Origin of the sequence: Curtobacterium sp. VKM Ac-2884 (genome assembly GCF_015350945.1) — a bacterium.
Taxonomy (GTDB): Bacteria; Actinomycetota; Actinomycetes; order Actinomycetales; family Microbacteriaceae; genus Curtobacterium.
This window is the reverse complement of sequence record NZ_JADKSA010000004.1, coordinates 254,527-280,279: the sequence shown is the minus strand read 5'-3', so window position 1 is coordinate 280,279 and position 25,753 is coordinate 254,527. Positions and strand designations below refer to the sequence as shown.

Here is a 25,753-nt window from a genome sequence, read left to right as displayed (position 1 = left end):
GGGGCGGACGGACGATGACGCCATGCCCTCCGTCTCCGATGCCTTCCGCTCCCGCCTCAACGACACGTTCACCGGTGGGGCGACGAGCAAGCCGGAGTGGATCGACGAACTCGAGGACGGCACCGACGCCGGCTTCTTCGGCCCCGGTTCCGCGACGTGGGCGGTGCACGGCGGCAAGCAGACGATCGTCGCCGGCGTCCGCGCACTCCTCGTGCAGGCCCTGCACCCGGGAGCCCTCGCCGGCGTCGCCGACCACTCCCGCTACCGCGAGGACCCGTTCGGCCGCCTCGCCGGCACCATCCGCTGGATCTACACGGTCTCGCACGGCGACACCGCGACCGCCCGCGGTGCGAGCGAGTGGGTGCTGCGCCTGCACGAGCGGGTTCGCGGCCAGTACGTCGACGGCCACGGCATCGCACGCGACTACGCGGCGAACGACCCCGACCTGGCGCGCTGGGTGCACCTCGCCTTCACCGACGCGTTCCTCCGCGCTGCGCAGCGCTGGGGCGGCCCGATCCCCGGTGGTGCCGACGCCTACGTCCGCGAGTGGGCCACCGCCGGCCGGCTCATGCGCGTCGAGGACGCCCCGGAGTCCGAGGCCGAGCTCCGCGCACAGATGGACGGGTACCTCGACCGCGGCGAACTGGCCGTCACGGCCCGCACCCGCGACGTCGTCAAGTTCATCAAGAACCCGCCGCTCGCGCTGATGCTGCGGCCCGGCTACCAGGCGCTGTTCCAGGGGGCCGTCTCGACCCTCGACCCCCGCCACCGCTCGATGCTCGGCCTGCGGGCCCCCGCGATCGGCCCCGTCGAACTGCCCGTCGGCCGGGCGACCGGACTCGTGCTCGACGGGATCGGTGGGGTGCTCGGCAACCAGACGGGCACCGAGCGCGCTGCGCTCGTGCGCATCGCGCGCCTCGAACGCGAACGCGGCGCCGTCGCCTGAAACGACGGTGCGTGTGCGGTGGAAGACGCAGTCGTCACGTCGAGACGCCGCCGGATCCGGCGGCGTCTCGACGACGGAGCGGCGTCGCGCGGACACGACGGCGTGTGCTGACCCGACGGCGTGTCACGTGCAGGAGACGCGTCCGAACGGCGGCCGGGAGGCGCGGTGCCACCTGGCACCGCGCCTCCCGGCCGCTCGTGGGCGCGTCAGAAACCGGACGGCACCCGGGGCGTGTACGCGGACTCGAGTCGCGTCACCTCGTCGTCGGTCAGCGTGATCGCGGCGGCCGCGACCGCGTCGTCGATGTGGTGCTCCTTCGTCGCACCGACGATCGGCGCGCTCACCGCGGGCTTGCCCGCGACCCACGCGAGGGCGATCTGCGCCATGCTCACGCCGCGGTCGCTCGCGATCGACTCGACGGTTCCCACGATCGCGCGGTTCGCGTCCTCGTCCTGGCGGTAGAGCGTCTTGCCGAACTCGTCGGTGCTCGCGCGCGAACCGGAGCCGTCGGCGTCCCACGGCCGGGTGACCTTGCCGCGGGCGAGGGGGCTCCACGGGATCACACCGACGCCGGTCGCGTGCGCGAAGGGGTGCATCTCGCGTTCTTCCTCGCGTTCGAGCAGGTTGTACTGGTCCTGCATGCTGACGAAGCGGGTCCAACCGTGCAGGTCGGCGACGTGCTGCATCTGCGCGAACTGCCACGTCCACATGCTGCTCGCGCCGAGGTAGCGGGCCTTGCCGGCCTTGACGACGTCGTGCAGGGCCTCCATCGTCTCCTCGATCGGGGTGACCGGGTCGAAGCGGTGGATCTGGTACAGGTCGACGTAGTCGGTGCCGAGACGGGTCAGCGAGGCGTCGATCTCGTGCATGATCGCGGCGCGGGAGAGCCCTGCGCCGTTCCGACCGGGCCGCATCCGGTTGAAGACCTTGGTGAGGACCTGGACGTCCTCGCGCGGGGCGAGCTCCTTGAGGAGCGTGCCGGTGATCTCCTCGCTGGAGCCGTCGGAGTACACGTTCGCCGTGTCGAAGGTGGTGATGCCGGCGTCGAACGCGCGACGGACGAAGGGGCGGGCCTCGTCGATGCCGACGCTCCACGCGTGCGAGCCGCGGTCGGGGGCGCCGTAGGACATCATGCCGAGGATCACGGTGCTGATCTCGAGGCCGGAGGCGCCGAGGCGGGTGGTGGTGACTGCGTTGCTCGGCGCTGCGTTGGTCATGCGCTCACCTTGGCATCGCGGCCTGTGACGGCGAGCAGGCGGACCTGCAGCGGGGCGTCCTCGTCGACGTCGACCGGGGCGGCGTACAAGCCGGTGGCCGCGAGGTCCTCGATCTGCGGCTCGAAGTACTCCCACACCGCTTGCACGAGCTCGTCCGGCAGGGACTCGTCCGTGCCTGTCGCCCGCGCCAGGTCCCACGTGTGGATGGTGATGTCGCTGGTCTGCTCGGTCAGGTACTGGCCAGCCGGCACGACGTCGGTGCTGAGGTGCACGGGAGTGTCCTGCGGGGCGTTCCGCCAGGCATCGGTCGCCGCGGTCGCGAAGCGCTGCCACTCGGACACGAGGTCGTCGCCGATGGACTCGAGGTCGGCCTCGGCCTGGGCGTAGTCGCACCCGGTGAGGAGCTTCGGGATCCAGCGCTGCTCGTCCACCACGTGGGTGACGAGGTCGCGGGTGGTCCACTCGGAGTCGGGGGTGGCGGCGTCCCAGTCCGTCACAGCGGCGACGCGGCGGCCGAACTCGGCTGCCGCGAGGGCCTGCATCGCGATCCAGTCGGTGGCCATGGTGGTGCTCCTGTTCGTCGGGCTGGCGTGCGGTGCTCGGTGCGGGTGGTGCGGGTGGTGCGGGTGGTGCGGTTGGTGCGGGTGGGTCGTGCGTGTGTCGTTGTAACTCGAGGGCGGGTGTGCGGATTCCCGTGCTTCGCGGGCGTGCCCCCGTCCGCTGCCCAACGCTACGCCGAGGAGCCCGGCCGAGCGGGCGAAATGCCGCGGCCGTGAGCGTATCCACCGGACGTTTCCGCCCGTTCACGCCCGCGCGGGGTTCGGTTCGCACTGCACTCGCTGACACCGGAGGGGCGTGCCAGGGCGTGGTCCCTGAGCGAGCGGGCGGAATGCCGGGGTCGAGTACGAGATGAGCCTGGTATTTCGCCCGTTCGCCCGGGTGCGCTCGCGATGGCGCACCCGCTCGGGTTACAGCGGCGGGCAGTGGGCACGCGCGCACCCCCGAAGCCCGGCGGGGACGACGAACGCCCCGGCTCCGTGGGGAGCCGGGGCGAGTGTCTCGGGTTCGGGTGGTGCTGTTCGGTGCCCTTAGTCAGGCAGCGAGACCGAAGGGACTCAGGCCGCCTGGAGGACGAACTGGACGTCGAGGTTGATCGTCACATCGTTGCCGAGGGTGAAGCCACCGGCCTCGAGCGCTGCGTTCCAGTTCACGCCGAACTCGGTGCGGTCGATCTTCGTGGACGCCTCGGCGCCGAACTTGACCTGGCCGTAGCCGTCGGTCGTGAAGCCACCGAGCTCGGCCTTGAGGACGACGGGCTTGGTGACGCCGCGCAGCGTCAGGTCGCCAGCGATGTGCAGGTCGTCGCCCTTGGCCTCGATGCTCGTCGAGCGGAAGGTGAGCTGCGGGTGCTCCTCGGTGAGGAAGAAGTCGCTCGTCTTCAAGTGCTGGTCGCGCTGCTCCTGGCCGGTGTTGATCGACGCGACGTCGATGTTCGCCTCGACGGTCGACTCGAGGGGGTTCTCGGCGGTGACGACGGTTGCGTCGAACGTCTCGAACTTGCCCTTGACCTTGCTGATCGCGAGGTGGCGGACCGAGAAGGTGACCTCGGAGTGGGTGGGGTCGATCTTCCAGGTGCCGGTCTGGTAGCCGGGGATGGTGGTGGCGGTGAGCGTCATGGTGGTCCTTCTTCCGAACGAGAGTCTGTGGTGCGACGCGATCCATGCGCCTGCATCAACCTGATACTACGCCAGTGTGCACCCTTTTGGTTGAAGCGTCAACCATTGTTCACTGAAGCGTCGCGAAGCGGTGGTCGTGCGGTGCGCGGAACCCGGCATGCAGGAGGCGTCTCACACGCTGTACGAACCGATCGACACCTCGGCCCACGTCGTCCGCAGTGGCCCGGACCAACCACCAGTCCACGTCCTTCAAGTGTTCACCGCGGGTGAGGTCCTTCCGGAAGGTGGCGGGGTCGGTGCGGTGGAGATCACTCTCGTACTCGATCGCCACGCGCGCTGCGGGGTAGGCGAGGTCCACGCATGCGATCCACCTGCCGTCCACGATCACGTCGTGGTTCAGGGCGGGTTCCGGGAGTCCACGGCGGACGAGGGCCAGCCGTGCCCTGGTCTCACCTGGGGAGCGTGAGCCCGGTCTGATCTCCGCGAGAGCGTTGCGCAGCTTCACGACGCCCCGGAGCCCGCGCCGCCGGCCGAAGGCCTGGATGAGCTCGTCGAGCGTCGCCCATCCGAGCCACCCGACGAGGGCGTCACCCGCGATGATCAGTTCGTCGAGCGTCAACATCGTGCTCAGGGCGACGAACGTGTCCGCCGGGGCCGTCAGACGCACACCTCGGCTGTTGGTCGCGCTGACCCTGCCGTGGTGGGCGCGGTGTCCGACGGCGCCGCGGACACGGAGCGCCTGATCGACCCCGATCGTCGTGACGTGGAGCCGCGGTGTGCCCTCGAACCGGCGGGGGAGTGGGATGCCGAGGATCGCGGCGGCCGTGACGTGGCTGAACACCTGGTCGGGGCGCAGTCGAGGAGCCAGTGACCGGGCGCGTTCGTCGACGGTTCGTGGCAGAACCGCGGATCGGATGCCGTGGAACGGGCGGACGAGGTCACGTGCCTCGAGGCGGCCACGGGACACCCCTCGATGCAGTGCGTCACGGACGCGGAACGAGGCGTCCCGCAGCGTCAACGGGAGTCGGCGTCTGGCGGTCATCTCCACATCGTGGAGCCGAGCGGGCGCGACGGTGGTGCGTCGTGCCTCCTGTGTGGACGGCCTGCGATTCCGGCGCCTCTGTGGAGGAGTCGGCCAGCGGCCGAGCGGGCGAAACACCGGGGTCCGGCTGCGTGGCGACCGCGGCATTTCGCCCGCTCGCGGGGGCGCCCGCCGGCGCGGACCGCAGCGCTGCCCGCCGCCTTTCAATGCAGCGGTCGGGACCGTGAGGGCGGCGTCAGCTCGTCTGGTTCGGCGAGCCTGCCGCGGTCGCGACCTCGGCGACGACGCGAGCGGGCGTATTGCCCGGGTGCCGCCGTCGGGCACGCCGTCATTTCGCCCGTTCGCGGGACCCCCGCTCGCGGGACTGACGTTCGCGGGACCCCGCTCGCGGCGGCCGACCGCACCGCACGCCCACCCACCCCCACCCGCCACCCGACCCACCCCCACCCGCCACCCCACCCACCGCGCGGCGGGCGGCAGGCACTCGCGGGGCCCCTCACGTGTCGGCGGGCTCCAGTAGCGTCGGGACCATGGAATTCAGGTACCTGGGCAACTCCGGACTCAAGATCTCCGAGATCACCTACGGCAACTGGCTGACGCACGGCTCGCAGGTCGAGAACGACGTCGCCTCCCAGTGCGTTCGGGCAGCGCTCGACGCCGGCATCACCACGTTCGACACCGCGGACACGTACGCCAACACCGCCGCCGAGACCGTCCTCGGCGAAGCACTCAAGGGCGAGCGACGTGCTGGGCTCGAGGTCTTCACGAAGGTCTACTGGCCCACCGGCCCCAAGCAGCACAACGACGTCGGCCTCAGCCGCAAACACATCACGGAGTCGATCAACGGCTCGCTGACCCGCCTGCAGACCGACTACGTCGACCTCTACCAGGCGCACCGCTACGACCACGAGACCCCCCTCGAAGAGACCATGCAGGCCTTCGCGGACGTCGTCCGCCAGGGCAAGGCGCTCTACATCGGCGTCAGCGAGTGGAACGCCGAGCAGATCCGTGCCGGCGCAGCGCTCGCGAAGGAGCTCGGCTTCCAGCTCATCTCGAACCAGCCGCAGTACTCGATGCTGTGGCGGGTCATCGAGGGCGAGGTCGTCCCCGCCTCGAAGCAGCTCGGCCTGTCGCAGATCGTCTGGTCGCCCATCGCGCAGGGCGTGCTGACCGGCAAGTACAAGCCGGGTCAGCCGCTGCCCGAGGGCTCACGTGCCACGGATGAGAAGGGCGGCGCCGACATGATCAAACGGTTCATGCGCGACGAGGTCCTCGAGGCCGTGCAGCGCCTGCAGCCCGTCGCCGACCAGGCCGGCCTCACCCTCGCGCAGCTCGCGATCGCGTGGACCCTGCAGAACGACAACGTCGCCAGCGCCATCGTCGGTGCCTCGCGTCCGGAGCAGGTCACGGACAACGTCAAGGCAGCGGGCGTCACGCTCGACGCCGACGCGCTCGCTGCGATCGACGCGGCCCTGGGTGACCTGCCGGAGCGCGACGCGGCCAAGACCGTGTCGCCGGCGCAGCGTCCCGCCTGAGACGCGACCCACCATCGGACGGGAGGCCCGTGGCGACGCCGCCACGGGCCTCCCGTCCGCTTTGCTGTCCGCCTGCACAGACCGGTCCGGTCTGCACAGACCGGCCGTCCGTACCCCGGATGAACGGCACGTGTCGTGGAACTGGCAGATGCCTGGGTAAGCCCGTACCCCACCCAAACGGCAATCCGGTCACCCCCGAATCGGGGGCATGACCCGAACTGATACCCCCGTTCTGGTGTCACCCGACACCGGTACGGTGCCGACCGTGCGACCCGGCACGGTCTCGCGCCTGCTCGCCACCGCGAGGCAACTCGCGTCGTTCGGCACGATCGGTGCCGTCTGCTTCGTCATCGACCTGGGCATCTACAACCTGCTGCGCGCCACCGTCATGCCCGACGGTCCCATCGCCGCGAAGATCGTGTCGGCCGTCGTGTCGACCGCCGTGGCGTGGATCGGCAACCGCTTCATCACGTTCCGCGCCGAGCGCCAGACCGGCCGCCGCGAGACCGTGCGCGAGGGGCTGCTCTTCGCTGCAACGAACCTGATCGGGCTCGGCATCGCCGCGGCCTGCCTGTTCGTCTCGCACTACGTCCTCGGGTTCACCTCGACCCTCGCCGACAACGTCGCCGGCAACGGCGTCGGCCTCGTGCTCGGAACCGCCTTCCGGTTCGCCGCGTACAAGGCCCTCGTCTTCCGTTCCACCGATGCTCGTCGCACGAAGGGGCTCGCCGCATGACCATCTCCGCCACGCTGCTGACGGCCGCAGGGCCGCTGCTCCAGCCGAACGAGGGGACCGCTCCGTCGAGCGTCCCGAACCGAGGGACCACCGACGTCCCGACCGGAGGATCCGGTGCCGTCCAGCAGGCCGCGTGGTCGCTGGGTGAGTGGATCGGCTACTCCGCCCTCATCGCGATCTCCGTGCTGCTCACGATCGTCGCGCTGACGACCCTCTGGTGGATGCTGCACGCCTGGCGCTCGCGGGACGCGCTGAAGTCGACGAGCTTCAGCCAGACCCCGCGCCCGGCCGCGCACCGCTTCACCCTGCTGGTGCCCGGACGACACGAGCAGGAGGTCATGGGCCAGACGCTCGACATGCTCGCGAAGCAGGACCACCCCGACTTCGAGATCATCGCGATCGTCGGCGAGGACGACCCGGAGACGGACGCCGTCGTGCGCGCCGCCGCAGCCCGCCACCCCGAGCTGATCCGGGTGGTCGTCGACGACACCCTGCCGAAGAACAAGCCGAAGGCGATGAACCTGGCGCTGCAGTACGCGACCGGTGACGTCGTGGGCGTGTTCGACGCCGAGGACGAGGTCTACCCGCACCTGCTCACCCTGGTGGACTCGCGGTTCCAGGAGACCGGCGCCGACGTCGTGCAGGGCGGCGTGCAGCTGATGAACTTCAAGTCCAGCTGGTGGTCGCTCCGGAACGTCCTGGAGTACTACTTCTGGTTCCGCTCGCGCCTGCACTTCCACGCCGGCTCGAAGTTCATCCCGCTCGGCGGCAACACCGTCTTCGTGACGAAGGAGCGCCTCGACTGGTCGAACGGTTGGGATGCGCACTGCCTCGCCGAGGACTGCGAGCTCGGCGTCCGGCTGTCCGCCGACGGCGCGAAGGTCGTCGTCGCCTACAGCCCCGAGGCCGTCACCCGCGAGGAGACCCCGCCGACCTTCGCCTCGCTGCTCAAGCAGCGGACGCGCTGGAACCAGGGCTTCCTGCAGGTGCTCGGCAAGGGGGAGTGGAAGAAGCTGCCGTCGTTCCGTCAGCGCTTCTTCGCCCGGTACATGCTGACCATGCCGTTCATCCAGGCGGCCACCGGTCTGCTCATCCCGCTCAGCGTCCTGATGATCCTGTTCGTCAAGGTGCCGACGGCGATCGCCCTGGTGTCGTTCATCCCGGTGGCACCGACGCTCATGCTGCTGGCCGTCGAGGTCGTCGGCCTCAACGAGTTCGGTCGCATCTACAAGGAGAAGGTCCGGTTCCGCGACTACGTGAAGCTCGTGCTCGGTCTCGTGCCGTACCAGATCTTCCTCGCCGCAGCAGCCGTCCGAGCCGTCGTCCGCCACGCCAAGGGGCAGAACGGCTGGGAGAAGACGGAGCACACGGGCCAGCACCGGAACACCGAGCAGCCCGCCGAGGTCGTCGGCTTCGCGTCGGAGTTGACCGGGTCCGCGGGCGCGACGTCGTCTTCGTCTTCGTCTTCGTCTTCGTCTTCCGAGCGTGAGCTCGCCGGCACGACCACAGGAGGGACCCGATGACCGCCAGCATCACCAACACCACCGGCATCCCGATCCGCGGTGCCGTCGCCGGTGAGCACACCGGCATCGGCGCCTGGTTCCGCCGGCACGCCGCGAGCCTGACGTGGCTGCTGCCGGTCGTCGCCGTCACCGTCATCGTGCAGGCCTGGAACATGTCCGGCACCCCACAGCGGATCGACGACGAGGGCACGTACACGGCGCAGGCCTGGGCGATCATGCACCTCGGCGAGATCACGCACTACACGTACTGGTACGATCACCCGCCACTCGGCTGGATCCAGATCGCCGGCTACACCGGTCTGACCGGGGCGTTCGCGCGCTACCCGTTCGCCGTCGAGGCCGGCCGCGAGGCGATGGTCTTCTTCTCCGCCGTCTCGAGCATCCTGCTGTTCGTCCTGGCCCGCCGCCTCGGTGCCGGCCGGATCACCGCTGCCGCAGCCGGACTCGTCTTCGCGCTGTCGCCGCTCGCCCTGCAGTACCACCGCACGGTCTACATCGACAACGTCGCGACGCCGTGGTTGCTCGCCGCGTTCGTCCTCGTGCTGAGCCGTCGTCAGCAGCTCGCCGGGTTCGCCGGCGCCGCTGCGTGCCTCGGCATCGCGGTGCTCTCCAAGGAGACGTACCTGCTCGCGCTGCCGTTCCTCATCTGGATGGCGATCCGCCGCGCCGACAAGAGCACGCGCCGGTACACGCTGAGCGTCGCCGGCGCCGTCCTCGTCATCATCGGCGGCGGGTACCTGCTGCTCGCCGCGGTCAAGGGCGAGCTGCTGCCGAGCAGCGGTCGGGTCAGCCTGTTCGAGGGCATCACCTACCAGCTCGGCTCGCGCTCGGCATCGGGTTCGCTGTTCGACCCGGGCAGCCTGGCCAACGCCGCCGCGTCGCAGTGGTGGGCGCTCGACCCGGTGTTCATCGTGCTCGGCTCGGCCGCCGCGGTCGTCGGGCTCTTCATGCGCCGGGTCCGTCCGATCGCCGCGATGCTCGTCTTCCTGCTCGCGATGATGTTCCGCCCGAACGGGTACCTGCCGGTGCCGTACGTCATCATGCTCATCCCCTTCGCCGCCCTGCTGGTCGCCTACACGGCCGAGCGTGCCGTCCTGGCGATCGCCGGTCGGGTCCGCACCCGTACCCGCCTCGGCGCCGGGACCCGTCGTGGTCTCGGGATCACCTGGGCCGTCACCACCGCGGTCGCACTCGTCGTGGCGGTGCCGCTCTGGGGAACACAGCTGCGCGGCTTCGTCCTGGGCAACCTCGACCTGCCGATGCAGCAGGCCGAGCAGTGGGTCGGGGACAACGTCTCGAAGTCCTCCCGACTGCTGGTGGACGACGCCATGTGGGTCGACCTCGTCGAGGACGGCTTCGCCCGGAACAACGTGGTCTGGTACTACAAGCTCGACACCGACGGAGCCGTGGAGCGCCAGTCGCCCAACGGGTGGAAGGACTCGGACTACGTCATCACGACGGACTCCATGCGGACCGGCGGCAACTCGTCGTCCGACATCCGCCAGGCGATCGAGAACTCGACGGCCGTCGCGACCTTCGGGTCCGGCGACCAGCAGGTCGAGGTCCGACGCATCCACGCCGAGGGATCGACGGCCGCACAGACCGCGATCACCCGGGCCAGCGACCTCCGGAAGACCATGGGCACCGAGCTGGCGTCGAACCCAGCACTCCGGGCCGACGACGGCACGAAGTCGCAGTTCCGCGCGGGTCAGGTCGACTCGCGAGCGATGATCGCGCTCGGCCAGGTGCTCGCCGACCAGGACGTCCGCGTCGACCGGTTCACCCCGCTCACGGGCGAGACCGGCCAGCCGTTCCGCACCGCCGTCCTGCACACGAGCGACGCTGCCTCGGCGGAGCGCGTGGCCGCCACCTTCGAGGCGATGCCCGATTCGTTCCGGCCGGCGTCGGTCGAGCGTGAGGGCGAACGCCTCACAGTCACCTACACCCCGGCGGACCCGACCACGACCGCGACGAGCGCCTCGTGACCCGCCGCCCTGCCGCCCCGTCCGCCGAGCGGTTCGCCGAGCAGTTCGCCGAGCGGGCGAAATGCCCGGGTGCTCCGGACGGCGACCCCGGTATTTCGCCCGCTCGCGGGGCGGCGCGCGCGGCGACGCTCGCGGGGCGGCTCGCACCACCCGCACACGCGGGATCGCCGAGCGGGCGAAACACCCGGGTGCTCCGGACGGCGACCCCGGCATTTCGCCCGCTCGCGGAGCGACGCGCGGGCCCGCTCGGGGCGGTCCGCGGGAACACCCGCAGCGACGCCCGCGGGAACACCCGCAGCGACGCCCCCGGGAACGCCCGCAGCACCACCGCACAGAACTCGACCAGCACCACGACCCGAAGGAGCACGACCATGACCGCACACACCCAGCGACGCCGCACCGTCGTCGTCGGCGCACTCGCAGCGACCCTCGTCGCCGCGACCGTCGGACTCGCAGCGCCCCAGACCGCCTCCGCCGCGACCGCCGACGAGGGCTGGCTCCGCGTCGGCCACCTCTCGCCCGACACCAAGGGCGTCGACGTCGAGCTGTCGAGCCTGTCCGGCGGCAAGACGATCTTCGAGCTCGACGACGTCACGTACGGCCAGGTCAGCAAGTACCAGGAGCTCCCGGTCGGTACCTACGTGCTGTCGATGCGGGCCTCGGACGCCCCGGACTCGACGCCGGTGATCTCCACCGACGTCAAGGTCGACAAGGGCGACGCGAGCACGGTCGTCGCGTACGGCAAGAACACCGACCTCAAGACGACGGCGTTCACCGACGACCTGCAGCAGCCCGGCGACGGCAAGGCGAAGCTCCGGCTGGTCCAGGCCGCCACCACGGCGAAGCAGGTCGACGTGAGCACCTCCGAGGGCACCGCCATCGCCGAGGGTGCGAAGTTCGGCACCGCCACCAAGTACGCCACCGTCGACTCCGGCAAGTGGACGCTCGACGTCTCCGGCAGCGGCCAGCAGGGCACCGCCAGCGTCGACCTCGCGGGCAACACGGTCTCCACCCTGTTCGTCCTCGACGACAGCAAGGGCGACCTGACGGTCGTGCCGGTCACGGACGCCGCAGCCACCGCCGCGACCCCGACCGGCGGCGTGCAGACGGGTGGCGGCGGCGCAGCCGCCGACCGCCCGATGACGGAGGCCGTCCACGCGGCCGTCGCGGCGCTCCGCTCGCTGTACCGCTGACGCCCTGGCCGGGAGGCACGGATCACGTGCGCCGACACGCTCACGTGATCCGCCCCCCGTCCAGATCCTTCGTCACCATCCACGGAAAGGCAGGCCAGCATGACCCGCAGGACCTGGATACCCGTCACCGCCGCAGCGGCGGTGGTCGTCGCCGTCGGCGTCGCGCTCATCGCGGTTCGCCCGTGGGGGCAGGACACCGAGGCCTCGAGCGGCTCGGTCGCCACCCCGACCTCGACCAGCGCGCCCGACGCGGCACGCTCCCCGAAGGAGCTCCGCACGGAGTTCCTCGACCGGTACGTGCAGGACGGCCGTGTCGTCCGCACCGACCAGGGCGACGACACCGTCAGCGAGGGACAGGCCTACGGGCTGCTCATCGCCTTCGCGAACGGTGACCGCGACCGGTTCGACGACATCTGGAAGTGGACGAAGGCGCACATGCTGACCGACGACGACCTGCTCGCCTGGCGTTGGACGCCCGACGACGGTGTCGCCGACGAGCAGCCGGCGAGCGACGCCGACCTCGACGCCGCGCGGGCCCTGGTGCTCGCCGGCGACGCGTGGGGCGAGGACCGCTACACGGCAGCCGGCAAGCGCATCGCCTCGGCGATCCTGGAACACGAGACCGCGACCACGGAGCTCGGCACGATCCTGCTGCCCGGGCCGTGGGCGGACTCCGAGCCGTACCGGTACAACGCCTCGTACGCGTCGCCGGCAGCCTTCGCGGTGCTGGCGAAGGCCACGGGCGACGACCGCTGGACCGCGCTGAACCGTGGGTCCCGCGCGGCGACCGCGGCGGTGCTCGACGAGTCGCAGCTGCCGAGCGACTGGTCGCAGGTGCACGCCGACGGCACCGTCGACCCGATGCCCGCCACCGGTGGAGACCAGCGCGTGCTGTACGGCTACGACGCGATGCGGACGCCCGTCCGCTACGCCGAGGCCTGCTCCGCCGACGACCGCGCCCTGGCCGGGTCGCTCGCCCCGACCCTGCGTCGGACGACGCAGCTCGCGGCGCAGCTCGACCTGGGCGGCACCGCCGTGACCGGGGACACGAACGCCCTGGCGTACACCGCCCGGGCCGCCGCGGAGTACGCGGCCGGTTCCTCCGGTGCGGCTGCCGACGACCTCGAGCGTGCAGACCGGACGGCCGCCACCACGCCGACCTACTACGGGGACGCCTGGGCGGCACTCGGTTCGACCATGCTCACCTCGGACGTGCTCGGCGGCTGCGCGACGGCGGCCGGAGGCGCATCGTGACCGGCCGACGGTCCGCCGGGCGCGGTTCGGTGTTCGGACGTCGTGGCGTGGTGATCGGGGCCGTGCTGGCCGCGGTCGTCGTGGGCGGCGGCGTCACCGGTGTGGCGCTCGCGTCGACCGTCGGCAGCGACGGGTCGGACGGGCGGGCCGGTTCGGCGCCGTCTGCTTCTGCGTCTGCTTCTGCGTCTGCCGGGTCGGGTTCTGCGGGGTCGGGCATCGAGGGGTTCCAGGACCCGGCGGCACCCGCTGCCCGATCCGTGGCGACCCCCGTCAGCGTCTCGATCCCCGCGATCGGCGTGCAGTCGAACCTCGAGGACCTGCACCGCGGCACGGCCGGCGAACTCGACCCGCCCGTCGACTGGGACAGCGCCGGGTGGTTCAGCGACGGCATCGTCCCCGGTGAGGTCGGCCCGGCCGTCATCGCCGGCCACGTCGACAGCCCGACGAGCGCCGCGGTGTTCTTCCGGCTCGACGAACTGGTCGCCGGCGACGAGATCCACGTCGCGATGTCCGACGGCACCACCCGTACCTTCACCGTCGACCGCTCGGAACGCGCCGCCAAGTCGGCGTTCCCGACGAGCGACGTCTACGGCACCACCCCGACCCCCCAGCTCCGACTGATCACCTGCGACGGCGTGTTCGACACCGCCACCGGGCACTACACGGACAACCTGATCGTGTTCGCAGACCTCTCGTCGGACTGACCCACCACCGACCGATACATTCGATGTGGAGCACGAGGAGCACCATGAGCGAGACCCTGGTCATCATCCCGACCTACGACGAGGCGGAGAACGTCCGTCCCATCGTCGAGCGCACGCTCGCCGCCACGGACGACACCGTGCACGTGCTCGTCGTCGACGACAACTCGCCCGACGGCACCGGTGACATCGCCGACGCCATCGCCCGCGAGACCGACCGCGTGCACGTCATGCACCGGACGGTGAAGGACGGCCTCGGCGGCGCGTACCTGTCCGGGTTCGCGTGGGGCCTCGAGCACGGCTACGCCAAGCTCGTCGAGATGGACGCCGACGGCTCGCACCACCCCGAGTACCTGCCGTGGATGCTCGAGCTCGCGGACACGAACGACCTCGTGCTCGGGTCCCGCTGGATCAAGGGCGGCAAGGTCGAGAATTGGCCTTGGTACCGCGAACTGCTCTCCCGTGGCGGGAACCTCTACACGCGCCTGGCCCTCGGCATCGCCGTCCGCGACGCCACCGGCGGGTTCCGGGTCTTCACCTCGCGGGCGTTCGAGCGGATCGACCTGGCCGGCGTCGCGTCGAAGGGGTACTGCTTCCAGGTGGACCTGTGCTGGCGTGCCCTCGAGGCTGGCCTGCGCGTCGTCGAGACCCCGATCACGTTCACCGAGCGGGAGTTCGGTGTCTCGAAGATGAGCGGCAACATCGTGCGCGAGAGCCTGGCCCTCGTGACGAAGTGGGGCATCGACCGCCGCATCCGCGAGACCCGTTCCCTGGTCAAGGACCACCGGAAGCTGCCGTCCGTGCGCACGAACGCGCACGCCGTGGCCGACCACGCCGCCTGACCCGCTGACCCACCGTTCGACGAGACTCGGGGTGGGCGACAGGACTCGTGCTGTGCAGCACGAAGACCGTCGCCCACCCCGAGTTTCTGTTCGGTGACAGCGCAGCGACTAGCGCAGCACGACCACGCCCCGTCCGCGGAACCGCACGCAGTCCGTCGCGACGTCGGCCGCTCCGAACCGGTAGAGCTCTTCGCCGGTGGCACCGGGGACCGGCACCTCGGCAGCGTCGTCGAGGAAGTTCACCACGACGTGCACGGGTGCCACGTCCGGTCCGAGCAGCCCACGCGTGAGCACCAGCCACCGCCGGTCCTCGCTGAACCGCACGGCGTTCGCCTCGTACCGGTGGTCGACGAAGGCCTGGTCGGTCCGGCGCAGGGCGACGAGCACCCGGTAGGCGCGCAGGATCACTGCACCCCGCTCGGAATTGACGTCGGCCCAGTCGAGCTTCGAGTTCGTGAACGTCGTCGGGTCCTGCGGGTCCGGTACGGCCGACTCGTCCCAGCCGTGCTCCGCGAACTCGCGGATGCGGCCCTCGGCCGTCGCCTTGCCGAGCTCGGGCTCCGGGTGCGACGTGAAGAACTGCCACGGTGTCGTCGCGGCGAACTCCTCGCCCATGAACAGCATGGGCGTGAACGGACCCAGCAGCGTCAGTGCCGCGGCGATGACGAGGCCTTCGTCGTCGAGCGTCGCCGCCAGACGGTCGCCCGCCGCGCGGTTGCCGATCTGGTCGTGGTTCTGGTTCGTGACCACCAGGGCCGTCGCCGGGGAGGTCCCACGGTCGATCGGCTGCCCGTGGCGTCGGCCACGGAACGACGACCACGTGCCGTCGTGGAAGAACCCGTGGTCGAGCACCTTCGCGAGCGCCGACAGCGGTGCGAAGTCGGCGTAGTAGCCGTTCGTCTCGCCCGTCAGCGCCACGTGCACGGCGTGGTGGAAGTCGTCGGACCACTGTCCGGCCAGTCCGTACCCGGCGGCTTCCCGCGGGCGGAACATCACCGGGTCGTTGAGGTCCGATTCGGCGATCAGCGACAGTGGACGACCGACGAAGGAACCGTAGGCGTCCGTCTCGTCGGCCATCTCGGCCAGCACGTGCGGTCGGGTGGTGTCGCGGATCGCGTGCACGGCGTCGAGTCGGAGCCCGTCGACGTGGTGGTCGCGGAACCACATGCGCACGTTGTCGAGGACGTACCGACGCACCTCGGGGTGCTCGACGTTCACCGAGTCGCCCCACGTGTTCGCGAGCCCCTGCACCAGGTACGGCCCGAACAGCGGCAGGTAGTTGCCGCTCGGCCCGAGGTGGTTGTAGACGACGTCCTGGATGACGCCCAGGCCGAGTGCGTGCGCCGTGTCGACGAAGCGGTCGTAGGCGTCGGGGCCGCCGTACGGGGCGTGCACCGCGTACCAGGCGACCCCGTCGTAGCCCCAGTTCCACTCGCCGTTCACACCGTTCACGGGCAGCAGTTCGACGAACTCGACGCCGAGCTCGACCAGGTGGTCGAGCTTCTGCGCCGCCGCGTCGAGGGTGCCCTCCGGCGTGTACGTGCCGACGTGCATCTCGTAGATCACGGCACCGCGGGCTGGACGTCCGGTCCACGACTCGTCGGTCCACGCGAAGCGCGCAGGGTCGACGACGGCGGACGTGCCGTGCACTCCGTCCGGCTGGAAGCGACTGCGGGGGTCGGGTCGCACCGCGTCGTCGTCGCCGAGGCGGAACCCGTAGCGGGCACCGACGACCGGCATGATCGCGTCGGTCGACCACCAGTCGTCGTCGCCCCGGGTCAGCGGGTACTCGACGTCGTCGACGACGAGCCGGACGCGGTCCGGCTCGGGCGCCCAGACGGCGTAACGGTCGGGTGCGGTCATGCGTGACCCTCCAGGATGTCGATCTCCGCTTGCGCGTCGGATTCGGTCGCCGGGGTGGTCCGGGCGGTCGACCGGGAGGCCCGTTCCGAGCCGGACGCGTCGGTCACCGTGTCGGCGTGGCCGGGTTCCCCGACCGTGGCGGCCGGCATGAGCAGCGCGACCGGGTAGGTGGTGAGCAGGTCCGCGAGGGCGATGCCCCGGCTGGCCGGGAAGGACCTGCCGGTGAGCAGGTCGACCCGGTCGACGGGGACGGCGTGCACGAGGGTGTCACCCCAGCCACCGACCCGTTCGAGGCCGATCGGCAGTCGCGTGGCGATCGTCACGGCACCGCCGCGGTCGAACGCGACGACGTGGTCCGCCGCGCTGCCCGTCGCCTCGAGCGCGAGGTACCGCGTGAAGAGCTCCGGGTGGTCGCGGCGGAGACGGAGTGCACGGGCGGTCACGAGGAGCTTCGCGGCGCCGTCGAGCCCGATCGCCGGAAGGTCCTCGGGGCCGTCGTCGTCCGGGCCGTCGATCTCGGCGAGGACGTGGCGCCGTTCGGCGTAGTCCACGGCTCGGCGGTTGTCGGGGTCGACGAGGGACCGGTCCCAGAACTCGGTGCCCTGGTAGACGTCGGGGACGCCGGGTGCCGTGAGCTGCACGAGCTTCTGCGCGAGCCCGTTCGACCACCCCGCCGCGTCGATCCGTTCGTCGAGGGCATCGAGCACGGCCACCACGGCGGGCTCGTCGAACGCTGCGTCGACGAGGGCGTGCATGCGCTCCTCGAACGCCGCGTCCGGCGCGGTCCAGGTGGTGCTGTCGCCGGCTTCGCGTGATGCCTTCTCGGCGTAGGCGTGCAGCCGCTCACGACTCGCGGGCCGGGCGCCGACGATCGCCTGCCAGAGGAGGTCCGCGAACACGCGGTCCTCGAGCGGGACGAGGGACTGCAACCGGTCGAGCGCGTCGGCCCACTCGCTGCCGAGCTCGGCCAGGACCGCGATGCGTGCGCGGGTGTCCTCGCTGCGCTTCGTGTCGTGGGTGGTGAGCGTCGTCATGGTGTGCGGCCAGCTGCCGAGGCGGTCGCGCTGCGCCTGGTGGAAGTCGGCCACGGACACCGCGAAGACGCTCGGGTCACCCCCGACCTCGCTCAGGGACGTCAGGCGCGATGTGCGGTAGAACGCGGTGTCCTCGACGCCCTTGGCCATCACCATGCCGCTCGTCTGCTGCAGGCGGATCGCGGCGGCGTTCTCCGGGTCGACGAGCGCCGGGGCGATCCGGTCGATGACGTCGTCGAGGTCGGGACGGGCCTCTGCCGCGCGTTCGAGCGACGCGATGAGGTGGTGCGCGCCCTCGGGCAGGTAGGTGCGGTACACGTCGAACGACGCCACGACCTCGGCGAGGGCGTCGACGAGCCGTTCGTGCGTGATCGCGTCCGCTCCGGCGGTGACCGGCGCGAGCAGTCGGGCGAGTCGCTCGACCTCGCTGCCGAGGATCCCGTCGGCGATGCCGCGGCGGGTGTCGTGCGTGAGCTGCTGCCAGTCGGCGGGCTCCGCGCCCGATGCCGCGGTCAGCGAGGGTTCGCCCGCGGGGTCGACGAGCACACGGTCCAGGACGCCGAGCGCGTCGTACCCGGTCGTGCCGTCGACCGGCCAGGAGCTCGGGAGCTCCTCGCCGGGTTCGAGGATCTTCTCGACGAGGGTGTACGCACCGCCGGTCAGCTCGGCGAGGTCCTGCAGGTAGCCGGCGGGGTCGTACAGTCCGTCCGGGTGGTCGATGCGCAGTCCGTCGACGAGGCCGTCGCGGAACCAGCCGCCGATGACGCCGTGCGACGCCGCGAACACCTCGGGTTCCTCGACCCGGATGGCCGCGAGCGTGTTCACCGCGAAGAACCGGCGGTAGTTCAGCTCGTGGTCCGCACGCTTCCAGTGCACGAACGCGTAGTGCTGCAGCGCGTGCACGGCCTCGACCGAGTCGCCCGGGTGGGCGGTGCCCGGCGCGGTCGGGTAGGCGGTGTCGCCGACCCGGAGCACCGGGTGCTCGGCGTCGGACGTGTCGAGCGTCACCGCGTCGAGCAGCCGGTCGTCGAGGACCGGCACCCGGACCTTGCCGTCGCCGGCGTCCCAGTCGACGTCGAACGCCCAGGCGACGGGGGAGCCCTGGCCGAGTTCGAGCAGGGACCACCACCACGGGTTGACCGCCGGGGTGGCGACCCCGACGTGGTTCGGGACGACGTCGACCAGCACGCCGAGCCCGACCGCGTGCGCGGCCTCGGCGAGGACCCGGAGCGCCTCGTCGCCGCCGCGGTCGGTGTCGACGTGCGTGTGGTCGACGACGTCGTAGCCGTGGTTCGAGCCGGGCTCCGACTGCAGGACCGGCGACAGGTACAGCCAGTCGGCCCCGAGGTCGTGCACGTAGTCGACGAGGTCGCGTGCGGCGGCCAGGTCGAAGTCCGCCGACACCTGCAGCCGGTACGTCGAGACGGGCACGCGACGCCCGGCCCCCGTCGTGCCGGTCGTCATCGCGCGGTGCCGCTCGGTGCGGTGGAACCGGCCGGGTTGGCCGGGGTGACGGCGTCCTGCGGGGACCGGGGCTCGGGGGCGCCGTCGTGGTGCTGCACCTCGACCGGGGTGACCGAGACCTCGTGGTTCGGCTCGGCACGCAGGACGATCATCGACCGCGCGGGTACGTCGAGCGGTGTGCCCGCCTCGACGATCTCGTCGCGGGCACCGGGCTCGGCGGTGTCGATGCGGACCGTCCAGCCGGGTGCGTACTCCTCGGGCGGCAGCGTGAAGGTCACGACGTCGTCGTGGGCGTTGAAGTACGTGATGAACGCCACGTCGGTGACGCGCTCGCCGCGGGAGTCACGCCCGCGGATGCCGTCGCCGTTCAGGTACATGCCGACGCTCTTGCCGAAACCGGAGTCCCAGTCCTCCGGCGACATGGCGTCGCCCTCGGGCGTGAGCCAGACCACGTCGGGCAGCGGCTCGTCCTGACCACGGCGCACCGGGCGCCCGTTGAAGTACCGGGTGCGGCGGAACGTCGGGTGGTCGTGGCGCAGCTTGACGACGTCGGCCGTGAACTGGACGAGGTCGTCGTCCGCGGTGTCCCAGTCGATCCAGCTGAGCTCGGAGTCCTGTGCGTAGACGTTGTTGTTGCCGGACTGCGAACGGCCGAGCTCGTCACCGTGGGCGATCATCGGCACGCCCTGGCTGAGGAGCAGCGTCGCCAGGAAGTTCCGGCGTCGCTGGAGCCGCAGGGCGTTCACGGACTCGTCGTCCGTCGGGCCCTCGGCGCCGGAGTTCCAGGACCGGTTGTGGCTCTCGCCGTCGTTGTTGTCCTCGCCGTTGGCGTCGTTGTGCTTCTCGTTGTAGGCGACGAGGTCGTAGAGCGTGAAGCCGTCGTGCGCGGTGATGAAGTTGATGCTCGCCTTGGGCGTCCGGCCGTCGTGCTCGTACAGGTCGGCCGAGCCGGAGATGCGCGAGGCGAACTCACCGAGGGTCGACGACTCGCCGCGCCAGAAGTCGCGCACGGTGTCGCGGTACTTGCCGTTCCACTCGGACCACTGGGGCGGGAAGTTGCCGACCTGGTAGCCGCCGGGGCCGACGTCCCACGGCTCGGCGATGAGCTTGACCTGCGACACGATCGGGTCCTGCTGCACGAGCTCGAAGAACGCGGACAGCCGGTCCACCTCGTAGAACTCGCGGGCGAGCGCCGAGGCGAGGTCGAAGCGGAAGCCGTCGACGTGCATCTCGGTCACCCAGTAGCGCAGGGAGTCGAGGATGAGCTGCAGCGAGTGCGGGTGCCCGACGTTGAGCGAGTTCCCGGTGCCCGTGTAGTCCATGTAGAACTTCTTGTCGTCGTCCACCAGGCGGTAGTACGCCGCGTTGTCGATGCCGCGGAACGACAGCGTCGGCCCGAGGTGGTTGCCCTCGGCGGTGTGGTTGTAGACGACGTCGAGCACGACCTCGATGCCGGCGCGGTGGAGCTCCCGCACCATCGTCTTGAACTCCTGCACCTGCTGCCCCTGGTCGCCCGAGGACGAGTACGAGGAGTGCGGCGCGAAGAAGCCGATGGTGTTGTAGCCCCAGTAGTTCGACAGCCCCTTGTCCTGCAGGGTCGAGTCGTTCACGAACTGGTGCACCGGCATGAGCTCGAGCGTCGTGATGCCGAGTCGCTTCAGGTGCTCGATGACCGCGGGGTGCGAGACGCCGGCGTAGGTGCCGCGCTGCTCTTCGGGCACGTCTGGGTGGGTCTCGGTGAGGCCCTTGACGTGCGCTTCGTAGATGACCGTCTCGCCGTAGGGCGTGCGCGGTGCGCGGTCGCCCTGCCAGTCGAAGAACGGGTTGATCACGACGCCCTTCATCATGTGCGCCGCGGAGTCGTCGTCGTTCGTCGAGTCCGGGTCGCCGAACGTGTAGGCGAAGAGCGACTGGTCCCAGTCGATCTCGCCGCTCGTCGCCTTGGCGTAGGGGTCGAGCAGGAGCTTCGACGGATTGCAGCGTGCACCGTTGTCGGGGTCGTACGGGCCGTGGACACGGAAGCCGTACTCCTGGCCGGGGCCGACGTTCGGCAGGTAGGCGTGCCAGACGTAGGCGTCGACCTCGACGAGGGGGATGCACTCTTCGTTGCCGTCGGTGTCGAACAGACAGAGTTCGACGCGCTCGGCGACCTCACTGAAGAGCGCGAAGTTCGTGCCGCTTCCGTCGTAGGTCGCCCCGAGCGGGTACGGGTTGCCGGGCCAGGTGTGCAAACGGTCCTCCAGGTGATGGTCGCGCCAACATATCGGTGACACCCGTCCGCGTCCGCAGACAAGCACCAGCTGTGTACCCGTGCGCGCGTGGCCCGGCCTGTGGAGGAACGGGCGAGTAGCGTCGCGCGCATGGCCAACATCGTCACGCAGATCGCAGACAAGGTACGCCCGATCGGCGTCTCCACGAACTACGGAGACCCCGTCGAGGTCGGCGACCAGACCCTCATCCCCGTGTCCCTCGGCTGGTTCGGCTTCGGGGGCGGCGGGGACGACGAGAACGGCGGCGGCGGTGGCGGCGGCGCGTCGATCCCGGTCGGCGCGTACATCCGTCGCCCCGGCAAGGACCTCGAGTTCGAGCCGAACCTCATCTCGCTCGTCGCGGTGAGCATCCCGCTCGTCTGGGTGACCGGCACCGTGCTCCGCAAACTGGTGCGCGTCCTGAAGAAGTAGCGACACATCGGACGGGAGGCCCGTGGCGGACCCGCCACGGGCCTCCCGTCCGATGTGTGGTCGCGACCCGTCACGCGGTCGCGACCACGTCTAGACTGCTGGGACACACACGGGAGTCCGGGACCGCCGGGCTGAGAGGGAGCGAGTGGCGCTCCGACCGTCGAACCTGATCCGGATCATGCCGGCGCAGGGAGGAGTCCAGCACCATGTCTTCTGGCACGTCATCAACCGTCCACACCGCCCCGCGGCGATCGCTGCGCTGGCGGGTCGTCGACATCGTCGTCGCGAGCGTGCTCGCGGTGGCGCTCGGCGTCGTCTTCCGGCTGTGGGAGTTCGGCTACGAACCCATCAGCGCCGTCATGGACCTCGTCCTCCCGGGGACGAAGGCCCTGTTCGGCGGGGTGTGGTTGCTCGCCGGGCCGCTCGTCGCGATCGTCGTCCGCAAGCCCGGCGCTGCGCTCTACGGCGAGATGGTCGCCGCGTCCGTCGAGGCACTGTTCGGCACGCAGTGGGGGTGGCTGACGCTCGAGGCCGGACTGGTCCAGGGACTCGGTGCCGAGATCGTCCTCGCACTCTTCCTGTACCGCGTGTACCGGCTGCCGGTCGTCGTCCTGGCGGGCGCCGCAGCCGGTCTCGCGCTCGGCATCAACGACACCGTGCTGTGGTACCCGGGTCTCGACGCCGCGTTCAAGGTCGTCTACGTCGTGTGCGCGATCGTGTCCGGTGCGGTGATCGCGGGCGCCGGCTCGTGGTTGGTCGTCCGCGCGCTCGCCCGCACCGGTGTGCTGTCCTCGTTCGCTGCCGGCCGGGAGCACAGCCGGCGTCGGCCGCGCGAACTGGTGTGACGGTGTCCGCTCCGTCGTCGACGTCCCCGGACGTCGTCGGCGTGCGCGCCGCGCGCATCGCGTTCCGCGACTGGGGGTGGCGCTACCCCGAACGCGCCGAGTGGGCCGTCCGTGGCGTCGACCTGACCGTCGAGCCGGGGGAGCGGGTCGCGATCGTCGGGCCGTCCGGCTCCGGCAAGTCGACGCTGCTCCGGGCAGTGGCCGCCGTGCTGCCCGACGAACCCGACCCCACCGACGACACCGCTGCTTCCGTGCAGGGCTCGGTCCTGGTCGACGGTGCCGACCCCCGCGCGGTCCGCGGGCGTGTCGGCCTCGTCATGCAGGACCCCGAGGCGCACACCGTGATGTCACGGATCGGCGACGACGTGGCCTTCGGGTGCGAGAACCTCGGCGTCCCGCGCGACGAGACCTGGGCACGGGTGCGGTCGGCGCTCGCGGTCGTCGGGCTCGACCTGCCGCTCGACCGGTCGACCGCGATGCTCTCCGGCGGCCAGCGGCAACGACTCGCGCTCGCCGGGGTGCTCGCGATGCGTCCGGGAGCCCTCGTGCTCGACGAACCCTGCGCGAACCTCGACCCGGTCGGCGTGGCCCAGGTGCACGACGCCGTCCGCGCACTGCTCGACGAGTCGGGGGCGACCCTGCTCGTGGTGGAGCACCGGATCGGCACTTGGCTCGACCTGGTCGACCGACTCGTGCTGCTCGAACCCGGCGGCGGGGTCGTCGCGGACGGCGCGCCTGCCGAGGTGCTCGCGCGTCACGGCGCAGCGCTCACCGCGGCCGGGGTGTGGGTGCCCGGCGCCGAGCCCGAGCGTGGCGCGGCCCGCGGGCGGATCCGTGCGGCTGCGCGAACGGGCGAAATGCCCGCGTCGGCTGCCGGGGGGACCGCGGCATTTCGCCCGCTCGGCGAGGGGGCGGGCGAGGTGGCGGGCGACGAGTTCCGTGCGGCTGCGCGAACGGGCGAAATGCCCGGGTCGGCTGCCGGGGGGACCGCGGCATTTCGCCCGCTCGGCGAGGGGGCGGGCGCGGGCGTCGGGGCGGGGGCGGGCACTGGGGCGGGCGCGCTGCTCGAAGCGCGGGACCTCGGGACCGCACGGGGCAAGCGACAGCGGGTGGGCAGCGGGATCGACCTCGAACTCCGAGCCGGACAGGTCCTGGCGATCACGGGGCCGAACGGCATCGGCAAGTCGACGCTCGGCCTCACGCTCGCGGGGCTCCTGCCTCCGGCCGCGGGAGAGCTCGCCGCCACGACGGACCTCGCCGCTGGCGTCCCGCCGGCGCCGCACACGTGGTCGAGCCGCGAACTCGCCGCCCGCATCGGCACCGTCTTCCAGGACCCCGAGCACCAGTTCGTCGCCGGCTCCGTCCGCGAGGAGGTCGAGGCCGGCCCCCGCGCGATCGGCGTTCCGGACGTCGCTGGCTGGGCGGACGTGCTCCTCGGCGAGTTCGGCCTCGGCCACCTCGCCGACGCCAACCCGTTCACGCTGTCCGGCGGCGAGCAGCGACGGCTCGCCATCGCCGCGGTCGTCGCTGCGCGGCCGCCGGTCGTCGTGCTCGACGAACCGACCTCCGGGCAGGACCGGTCCACCTGGGACGCGGTCGTCCGGCACCTCGGAGCGCTCGCCGACGCCGGCACCACCATCGTCGCCGTCACGCACGACCGCGACCTCATCCGGGCGCTCGACGCCGACGAGGTCGTGCTCGCGGCGGACGGCGCCCGGCGTGTGGACGGCGACCAGGGGGGTGCTACGGCGACCACCCCGGAGACGGGGCCGACGTCGACGGGCCGAACCGCGCCTCCAGGCCGAGCCGACGCGACGACCGCCACCGACCCGACAGACCACCACCGCGGTGTCCGCGCTGTCCAACCGGTGGCCTCGCTCGTCGGCGTCCTCGCGCTCGGCGTGTGCCTCGTGCTCAGCCTGGACGTCGTGTCCGCAGCCGTCGCCCTCGCGCTCGAGCTCGCCCTGCTGCCCCTCCTGCGGCTGCCGGCGCGGACCCTGCTGCTGCGGGTGTCACCGATCCTGGTGGCCATGCCGCTCACGGCGGTGAGCATCGCGCTGTACGGGCGGCCCTCCGGACGGGAGTGGTTCGACTTCGGGTTCGCCCACGTCACGGACGGGTCGCTCACGCTCGCGTTGGCGACGGCGCTCCGCGTGCTCGCGGTGGGGCTGCCCGCGGTCGCGTTGTTCATCCGCGTCGACCCGACCGACCTGGCCGACGGGCTCGCGCAGGTGCTGCGGCTGCCGGCACGGTTCGTGCTCGGGGCACTCGCGGCCATCCGGATGATGACGCTGCTGGTGGACGACTGGCGGCAGCTCGCGATGGCGCGGCGTGCGCGGGGTCTTGCTGACACCGGGCGGCTGCGGCGCGGGGCGTCGATGGCGTTCGCGCTGCTGGTCCTGGCGCTGCGACGGGCGACGACGTTGGCGGTGGCGATGGAGTCGCGCGGGTTCGGGGCTCCCGGGCGACGCACGTGGGCGCGGGCTGCCCGGTTCGCGTGGCCGGAGTGGGCGATGGTCGCGGTGCTCGTCGGGATCGGTGTCGCGTCGATCGCGGTCGCCGTGGCAGCGGGGGCCTGGCGTGCGTGAGTCGACGGACCCGGTGGACCCGGCGGACCCGGTGGACCCGGCGGACCCGGCGGACCCGGCGGACCCGACGGGGCTGGCGGACCCGGCGCACCCGGCGAACGGAGAGGGCCTCGCCGCAGGTCTCGCTGCGGCCGCGGCCGGTGCTGCGGCGGCATCGGGCGGGCGCCTCGTGGTGCTCGTCGACGGCCGCTCCGGCACCGGCAAGACGACCCTCGGCAACCAGCTCGCGCAGGCGCTGGGGGCGCAGGTCGTGCACCTCGACGACGTCTACCCGGGGTGGGACGGGCTCCGCGCGGCGGCCGACGCCGTGGTCCGCGACGTGCTCGGGCCTCCCAGCGGGTACCGCCGGTGGGACTGGGTTGCCGACGGCCCGGCGGAGTGGACCGCGGTCGACCCCGACCTGCCGATCGTGATCGAGGGCTGCGGGGCGGTTTCCCGGGCGTCGGCGCCGCTGGCCGCGTTGGCGGTGTGGCTCGAGGCCGACGATGCGGTCCGCTGGGACCGGGCGATCGGCCGCGACGGCGACACCTTCGCTCGCGAGTGGGACCGGTGGGCGGCGCAGGAGCAGGACTTCATCGCCGCCGAGGACCCGGCGTCCCTGGCCGACGTGGTGCTGCGGACGTAGCGG

Annotated in this window: 20 protein-coding genes and 1 riboswitch; of the genes, 13 read left to right on the top strand and 7 right to left on the bottom strand. The window is 71.5% G+C overall.

Features of this window, described 5'->3' with window-relative positions; genetic code table 11:
• Positions 1-22: 22 nt before the first annotated feature.
• On the top strand, positions 23-946 hold the full coding sequence (locus tag ITJ60_RS12890; protein ID WP_123673206.1) for an oxygenase MpaB family protein: 924 nt from the start codon (positions 23-25) through the stop codon (positions 944-946).
• Positions 947-1,152: 206 nt separating this feature from the next.
• Here ITJ60_RS12890 and ITJ60_RS12885 read toward each other — a convergent pair whose 3' ends face one another.
• The 4 genes from ITJ60_RS12885 to ITJ60_RS12870 form a co-directional block, all read right to left on the bottom strand.
• Positions 1,153-2,163: an aldo/keto reductase gene (locus ITJ60_RS12885; protein ID WP_194648194.1), complete on the bottom strand. Its 1,011-nt coding sequence runs from the start codon at positions 2,161-2,163 to the stop codon at positions 1,153-1,155.
• The gene (locus ITJ60_RS12880; protein ID WP_111086825.1) at positions 2,160-2,726 is read right to left on the bottom strand and encodes a TIGR03086 family metal-binding protein; all 567 of its coding nucleotides are present in this window, start codon (positions 2,724-2,726) and stop codon (positions 2,160-2,162) included. The genes ITJ60_RS12885 and ITJ60_RS12880 overlap by 4 nt, the downstream gene beginning before the upstream one ends.
• Positions 2,727-3,278: 552 nt before the next feature.
• A complete protein-coding gene (locus ITJ60_RS12875) occupies positions 3,279-3,839 on the bottom strand; it encodes a YceI family protein (protein WP_123340768.1) in 561 nt (186 codons plus the stop codon).
• 109 nt (positions 3,840-3,948) lie between these two features.
• Positions 3,949-4,881, bottom strand: a complete 933-nt coding sequence (locus ITJ60_RS12870) for a hypothetical protein (RefSeq protein WP_194648193.1) — start codon at positions 4,879-4,881, stop codon at positions 3,949-3,951.
• 530 nt (positions 4,882-5,411) lie between these two features.
• Between ITJ60_RS12870 and ITJ60_RS12865 the strand changes: the two genes are divergently transcribed.
• The 8 genes from ITJ60_RS12865 (at position 5,412) to ITJ60_RS12830 (ending at position 14,650) form a co-directional block, all read left to right on the top strand.
• Entirely contained in the window at positions 5,412-6,416 is a 1,005-nt protein-coding gene (locus ITJ60_RS12865) for an aldo/keto reductase family protein (protein ID WP_194648192.1), read from the top strand.
• Positions 6,417-6,681: 265 nt separating this feature from the next.
• Positions 6,682-7,152: a GtrA family protein gene (locus tag ITJ60_RS12860; protein WP_323749173.1), complete on the top strand. Its 471-nt coding sequence runs from the start codon at positions 6,682-6,684 to the stop codon at positions 7,150-7,152.
• Positions 7,149-8,675, top strand: a complete 1,527-nt coding sequence (locus ITJ60_RS12855; protein ID WP_194648190.1) for a glycosyltransferase — start codon at positions 7,149-7,151, stop codon at positions 8,673-8,675. The genes ITJ60_RS12860 and ITJ60_RS12855 overlap by 4 nt, the downstream gene beginning before the upstream one ends.
• Positions 8,672-10,660: an ArnT family glycosyltransferase gene (locus tag ITJ60_RS12850; RefSeq protein WP_194648189.1), complete on the top strand. Its 1,989-nt coding sequence runs from the start codon at positions 8,672-8,674 to the stop codon at positions 10,658-10,660. Before ITJ60_RS12855 ends, ITJ60_RS12850 begins: the two co-directional genes overlap by 4 nt.
• Positions 10,661-11,031: 371 nt before the next feature.
• The gene (locus tag ITJ60_RS12845) at positions 11,032-11,853 is read left to right on the top strand and encodes a DUF4397 domain-containing protein (protein WP_194648188.1); all 822 of its coding nucleotides are present in this window, start codon (positions 11,032-11,034) and stop codon (positions 11,851-11,853) included.
• A 99-nt stretch (positions 11,854-11,952) separates the two neighbouring features.
• Positions 11,953-13,107: a glycosyl hydrolase family 8 gene (locus ITJ60_RS12840; RefSeq protein ID WP_194648187.1), complete on the top strand. Its 1,155-nt coding sequence runs from the start codon at positions 11,953-11,955 to the stop codon at positions 13,105-13,107.
• Positions 13,104-13,811, top strand: a complete 708-nt coding sequence (locus tag ITJ60_RS12835) for a class F sortase (RefSeq protein WP_194648186.1) — start codon at positions 13,104-13,106, stop codon at positions 13,809-13,811. The genes ITJ60_RS12840 and ITJ60_RS12835 overlap by 4 nt, the downstream gene beginning before the upstream one ends.
• A 44-nt stretch (positions 13,812-13,855) precedes the next feature.
• Positions 13,856-14,650: a polyprenol monophosphomannose synthase gene (locus tag ITJ60_RS12830; protein ID WP_228510201.1), complete on the top strand. Its 795-nt coding sequence runs from the start codon at positions 13,856-13,858 to the stop codon at positions 14,648-14,650.
• A gap of 108 nt (positions 14,651-14,758) precedes the next feature.
• Here ITJ60_RS12830 and treZ read toward each other — a convergent pair whose 3' ends face one another.
• The 3 genes from treZ to glgX are packed head-to-tail and all read right to left on the bottom strand — an operon-like array spanning position 14,759 to position 21,242.
• The gene (gene treZ / locus ITJ60_RS12825) at positions 14,759-16,513 is read right to left on the bottom strand and encodes a malto-oligosyltrehalose trehalohydrolase (RefSeq protein WP_194648184.1); all 1,755 of its coding nucleotides are present in this window, start codon (positions 16,511-16,513) and stop codon (positions 14,759-14,761) included.
• The gene (gene treY, locus ITJ60_RS12820) at positions 16,510-19,011 is read right to left on the bottom strand and encodes a malto-oligosyltrehalose synthase (RefSeq protein ID WP_194648183.1); all 2,502 of its coding nucleotides are present in this window, start codon (positions 19,009-19,011) and stop codon (positions 16,510-16,512) included. The genes treZ and treY overlap by 4 nt, the downstream gene beginning before the upstream one ends.
• Complete coding sequence (glgX, locus tag ITJ60_RS12815; RefSeq protein ID WP_123294024.1) at positions 19,008-21,242, bottom strand: glycogen debranching protein GlgX; 2,235 nt, start codon at positions 21,240-21,242, stop codon at positions 19,008-19,010. Before glgX ends, treY begins: the two co-directional genes overlap by 4 nt.
• Before the next feature lie 129 nt (positions 21,243-21,371).
• Between glgX and ITJ60_RS12810 the strand changes: the two genes are divergently transcribed.
• The 4 genes from ITJ60_RS12810 to ITJ60_RS12795 all read left to right on the top strand — a co-directional run bounded on the left by ITJ60_RS12810 (position 21,372) and on the right by ITJ60_RS12795 (position 25,750).
• Positions 21,372-21,692, top strand: coding sequence for a hypothetical protein (locus ITJ60_RS12810; protein ID WP_111086838.1), 321 nt, complete (start codon positions 21,372-21,374; stop codon positions 21,690-21,692).
• A gap of 99 nt (positions 21,693-21,791) precedes the next feature.
• Positions 21,792-21,903: riboswitch (TPP riboswitch) on the top strand.
• Complete coding sequence (locus tag ITJ60_RS12805) at positions 21,899-22,537, top strand: ECF transporter S component (RefSeq protein WP_123294023.1); 639 nt, start codon at positions 21,899-21,901, stop codon at positions 22,535-22,537. Its footprint overlaps the riboswitch before it by 5 nt.
• 2 nt (positions 22,538-22,539) lie before the next feature.
• Positions 22,540-25,125 (top strand): ATP-binding cassette domain-containing protein, encoded by a 2,586-nt coding sequence (locus ITJ60_RS19335; protein WP_194648182.1) that lies wholly within the window; start codon positions 22,540-22,542, stop codon positions 25,123-25,125.
• Entirely contained in the window at positions 25,118-25,750 is a 633-nt protein-coding gene (locus ITJ60_RS12795; protein WP_323749172.1) for an ATP-binding protein, read from the top strand. Before ITJ60_RS19335 ends, ITJ60_RS12795 begins: the two co-directional genes overlap by 8 nt.
• Positions 25,751-25,753 lie beyond the last annotated feature (3 nt).

Bases quoted from the DNA above. Each gene is read 5' to 3' on its own strand.
- ITJ60_RS12890 (WP_123673206.1), top strand. From the start codon at position 23: ATGCCCTCCGTCTCCGATGCCTTCCGCTCCCGCCTCAACGACACGTTC.
- ITJ60_RS12885 (WP_194648194.1), bottom strand. From the start codon at position 2,163: ATGACCAACGCAGCGCCGAGCAACGCAGTCACCACCACCCGCCTCGGC.
- ITJ60_RS12880 (WP_111086825.1), bottom strand. From the start codon at position 2,726: ATGGCCACCGACTGGATCGCGATGCAGGCCCTCGCGGCAGCCGAGTTC.
- ITJ60_RS12875 (WP_123340768.1), bottom strand. From the start codon at position 3,839: ATGACGCTCACCGCCACCACCATCCCCGGCTACCAGACCGGCACCTGG.
- ITJ60_RS12870 (WP_194648193.1), bottom strand. From the start codon at position 4,881: ATGACCGCCAGACGCCGACTCCCGTTGACGCTGCGGGACGCCTCGTTC.
- ITJ60_RS12865 (WP_194648192.1), top strand. From the start codon at position 5,412: ATGGAATTCAGGTACCTGGGCAACTCCGGACTCAAGATCTCCGAGATC.
- ITJ60_RS12855 (WP_194648190.1), top strand. From the start codon at position 7,149: ATGACCATCTCCGCCACGCTGCTGACGGCCGCAGGGCCGCTGCTCCAG.
- ITJ60_RS12850 (WP_194648189.1), top strand. From the start codon at position 8,672: ATGACCGCCAGCATCACCAACACCACCGGCATCCCGATCCGCGGTGCC.
- ITJ60_RS12845 (WP_194648188.1), top strand. From the start codon at position 11,032: ATGACCGCACACACCCAGCGACGCCGCACCGTCGTCGTCGGCGCACTC.
- ITJ60_RS12840 (WP_194648187.1), top strand. From the start codon at position 11,953: ATGACCCGCAGGACCTGGATACCCGTCACCGCCGCAGCGGCGGTGGTC.
- ITJ60_RS12830 (WP_228510201.1), top strand. From the start codon at position 13,856: ATGAGCGAGACCCTGGTCATCATCCCGACCTACGACGAGGCGGAGAAC.
- treZ (WP_194648184.1), bottom strand. From the start codon at position 16,513: ATGACCGCACCCGACCGTTACGCCGTCTGGGCGCCCGAGCCGGACCGC.
- treY (WP_194648183.1), bottom strand. From the start codon at position 19,011: ATGACGACCGGCACGACGGGGGCCGGGCGTCGCGTGCCCGTCTCGACG.
- ITJ60_RS12810 (WP_111086838.1), top strand. From the start codon at position 21,372: ATGGCCAACATCGTCACGCAGATCGCAGACAAGGTACGCCCGATCGGC.
- ITJ60_RS12805 (WP_123294023.1), top strand. From the start codon at position 21,899: ATGTCTTCTGGCACGTCATCAACCGTCCACACCGCCCCGCGGCGATCG.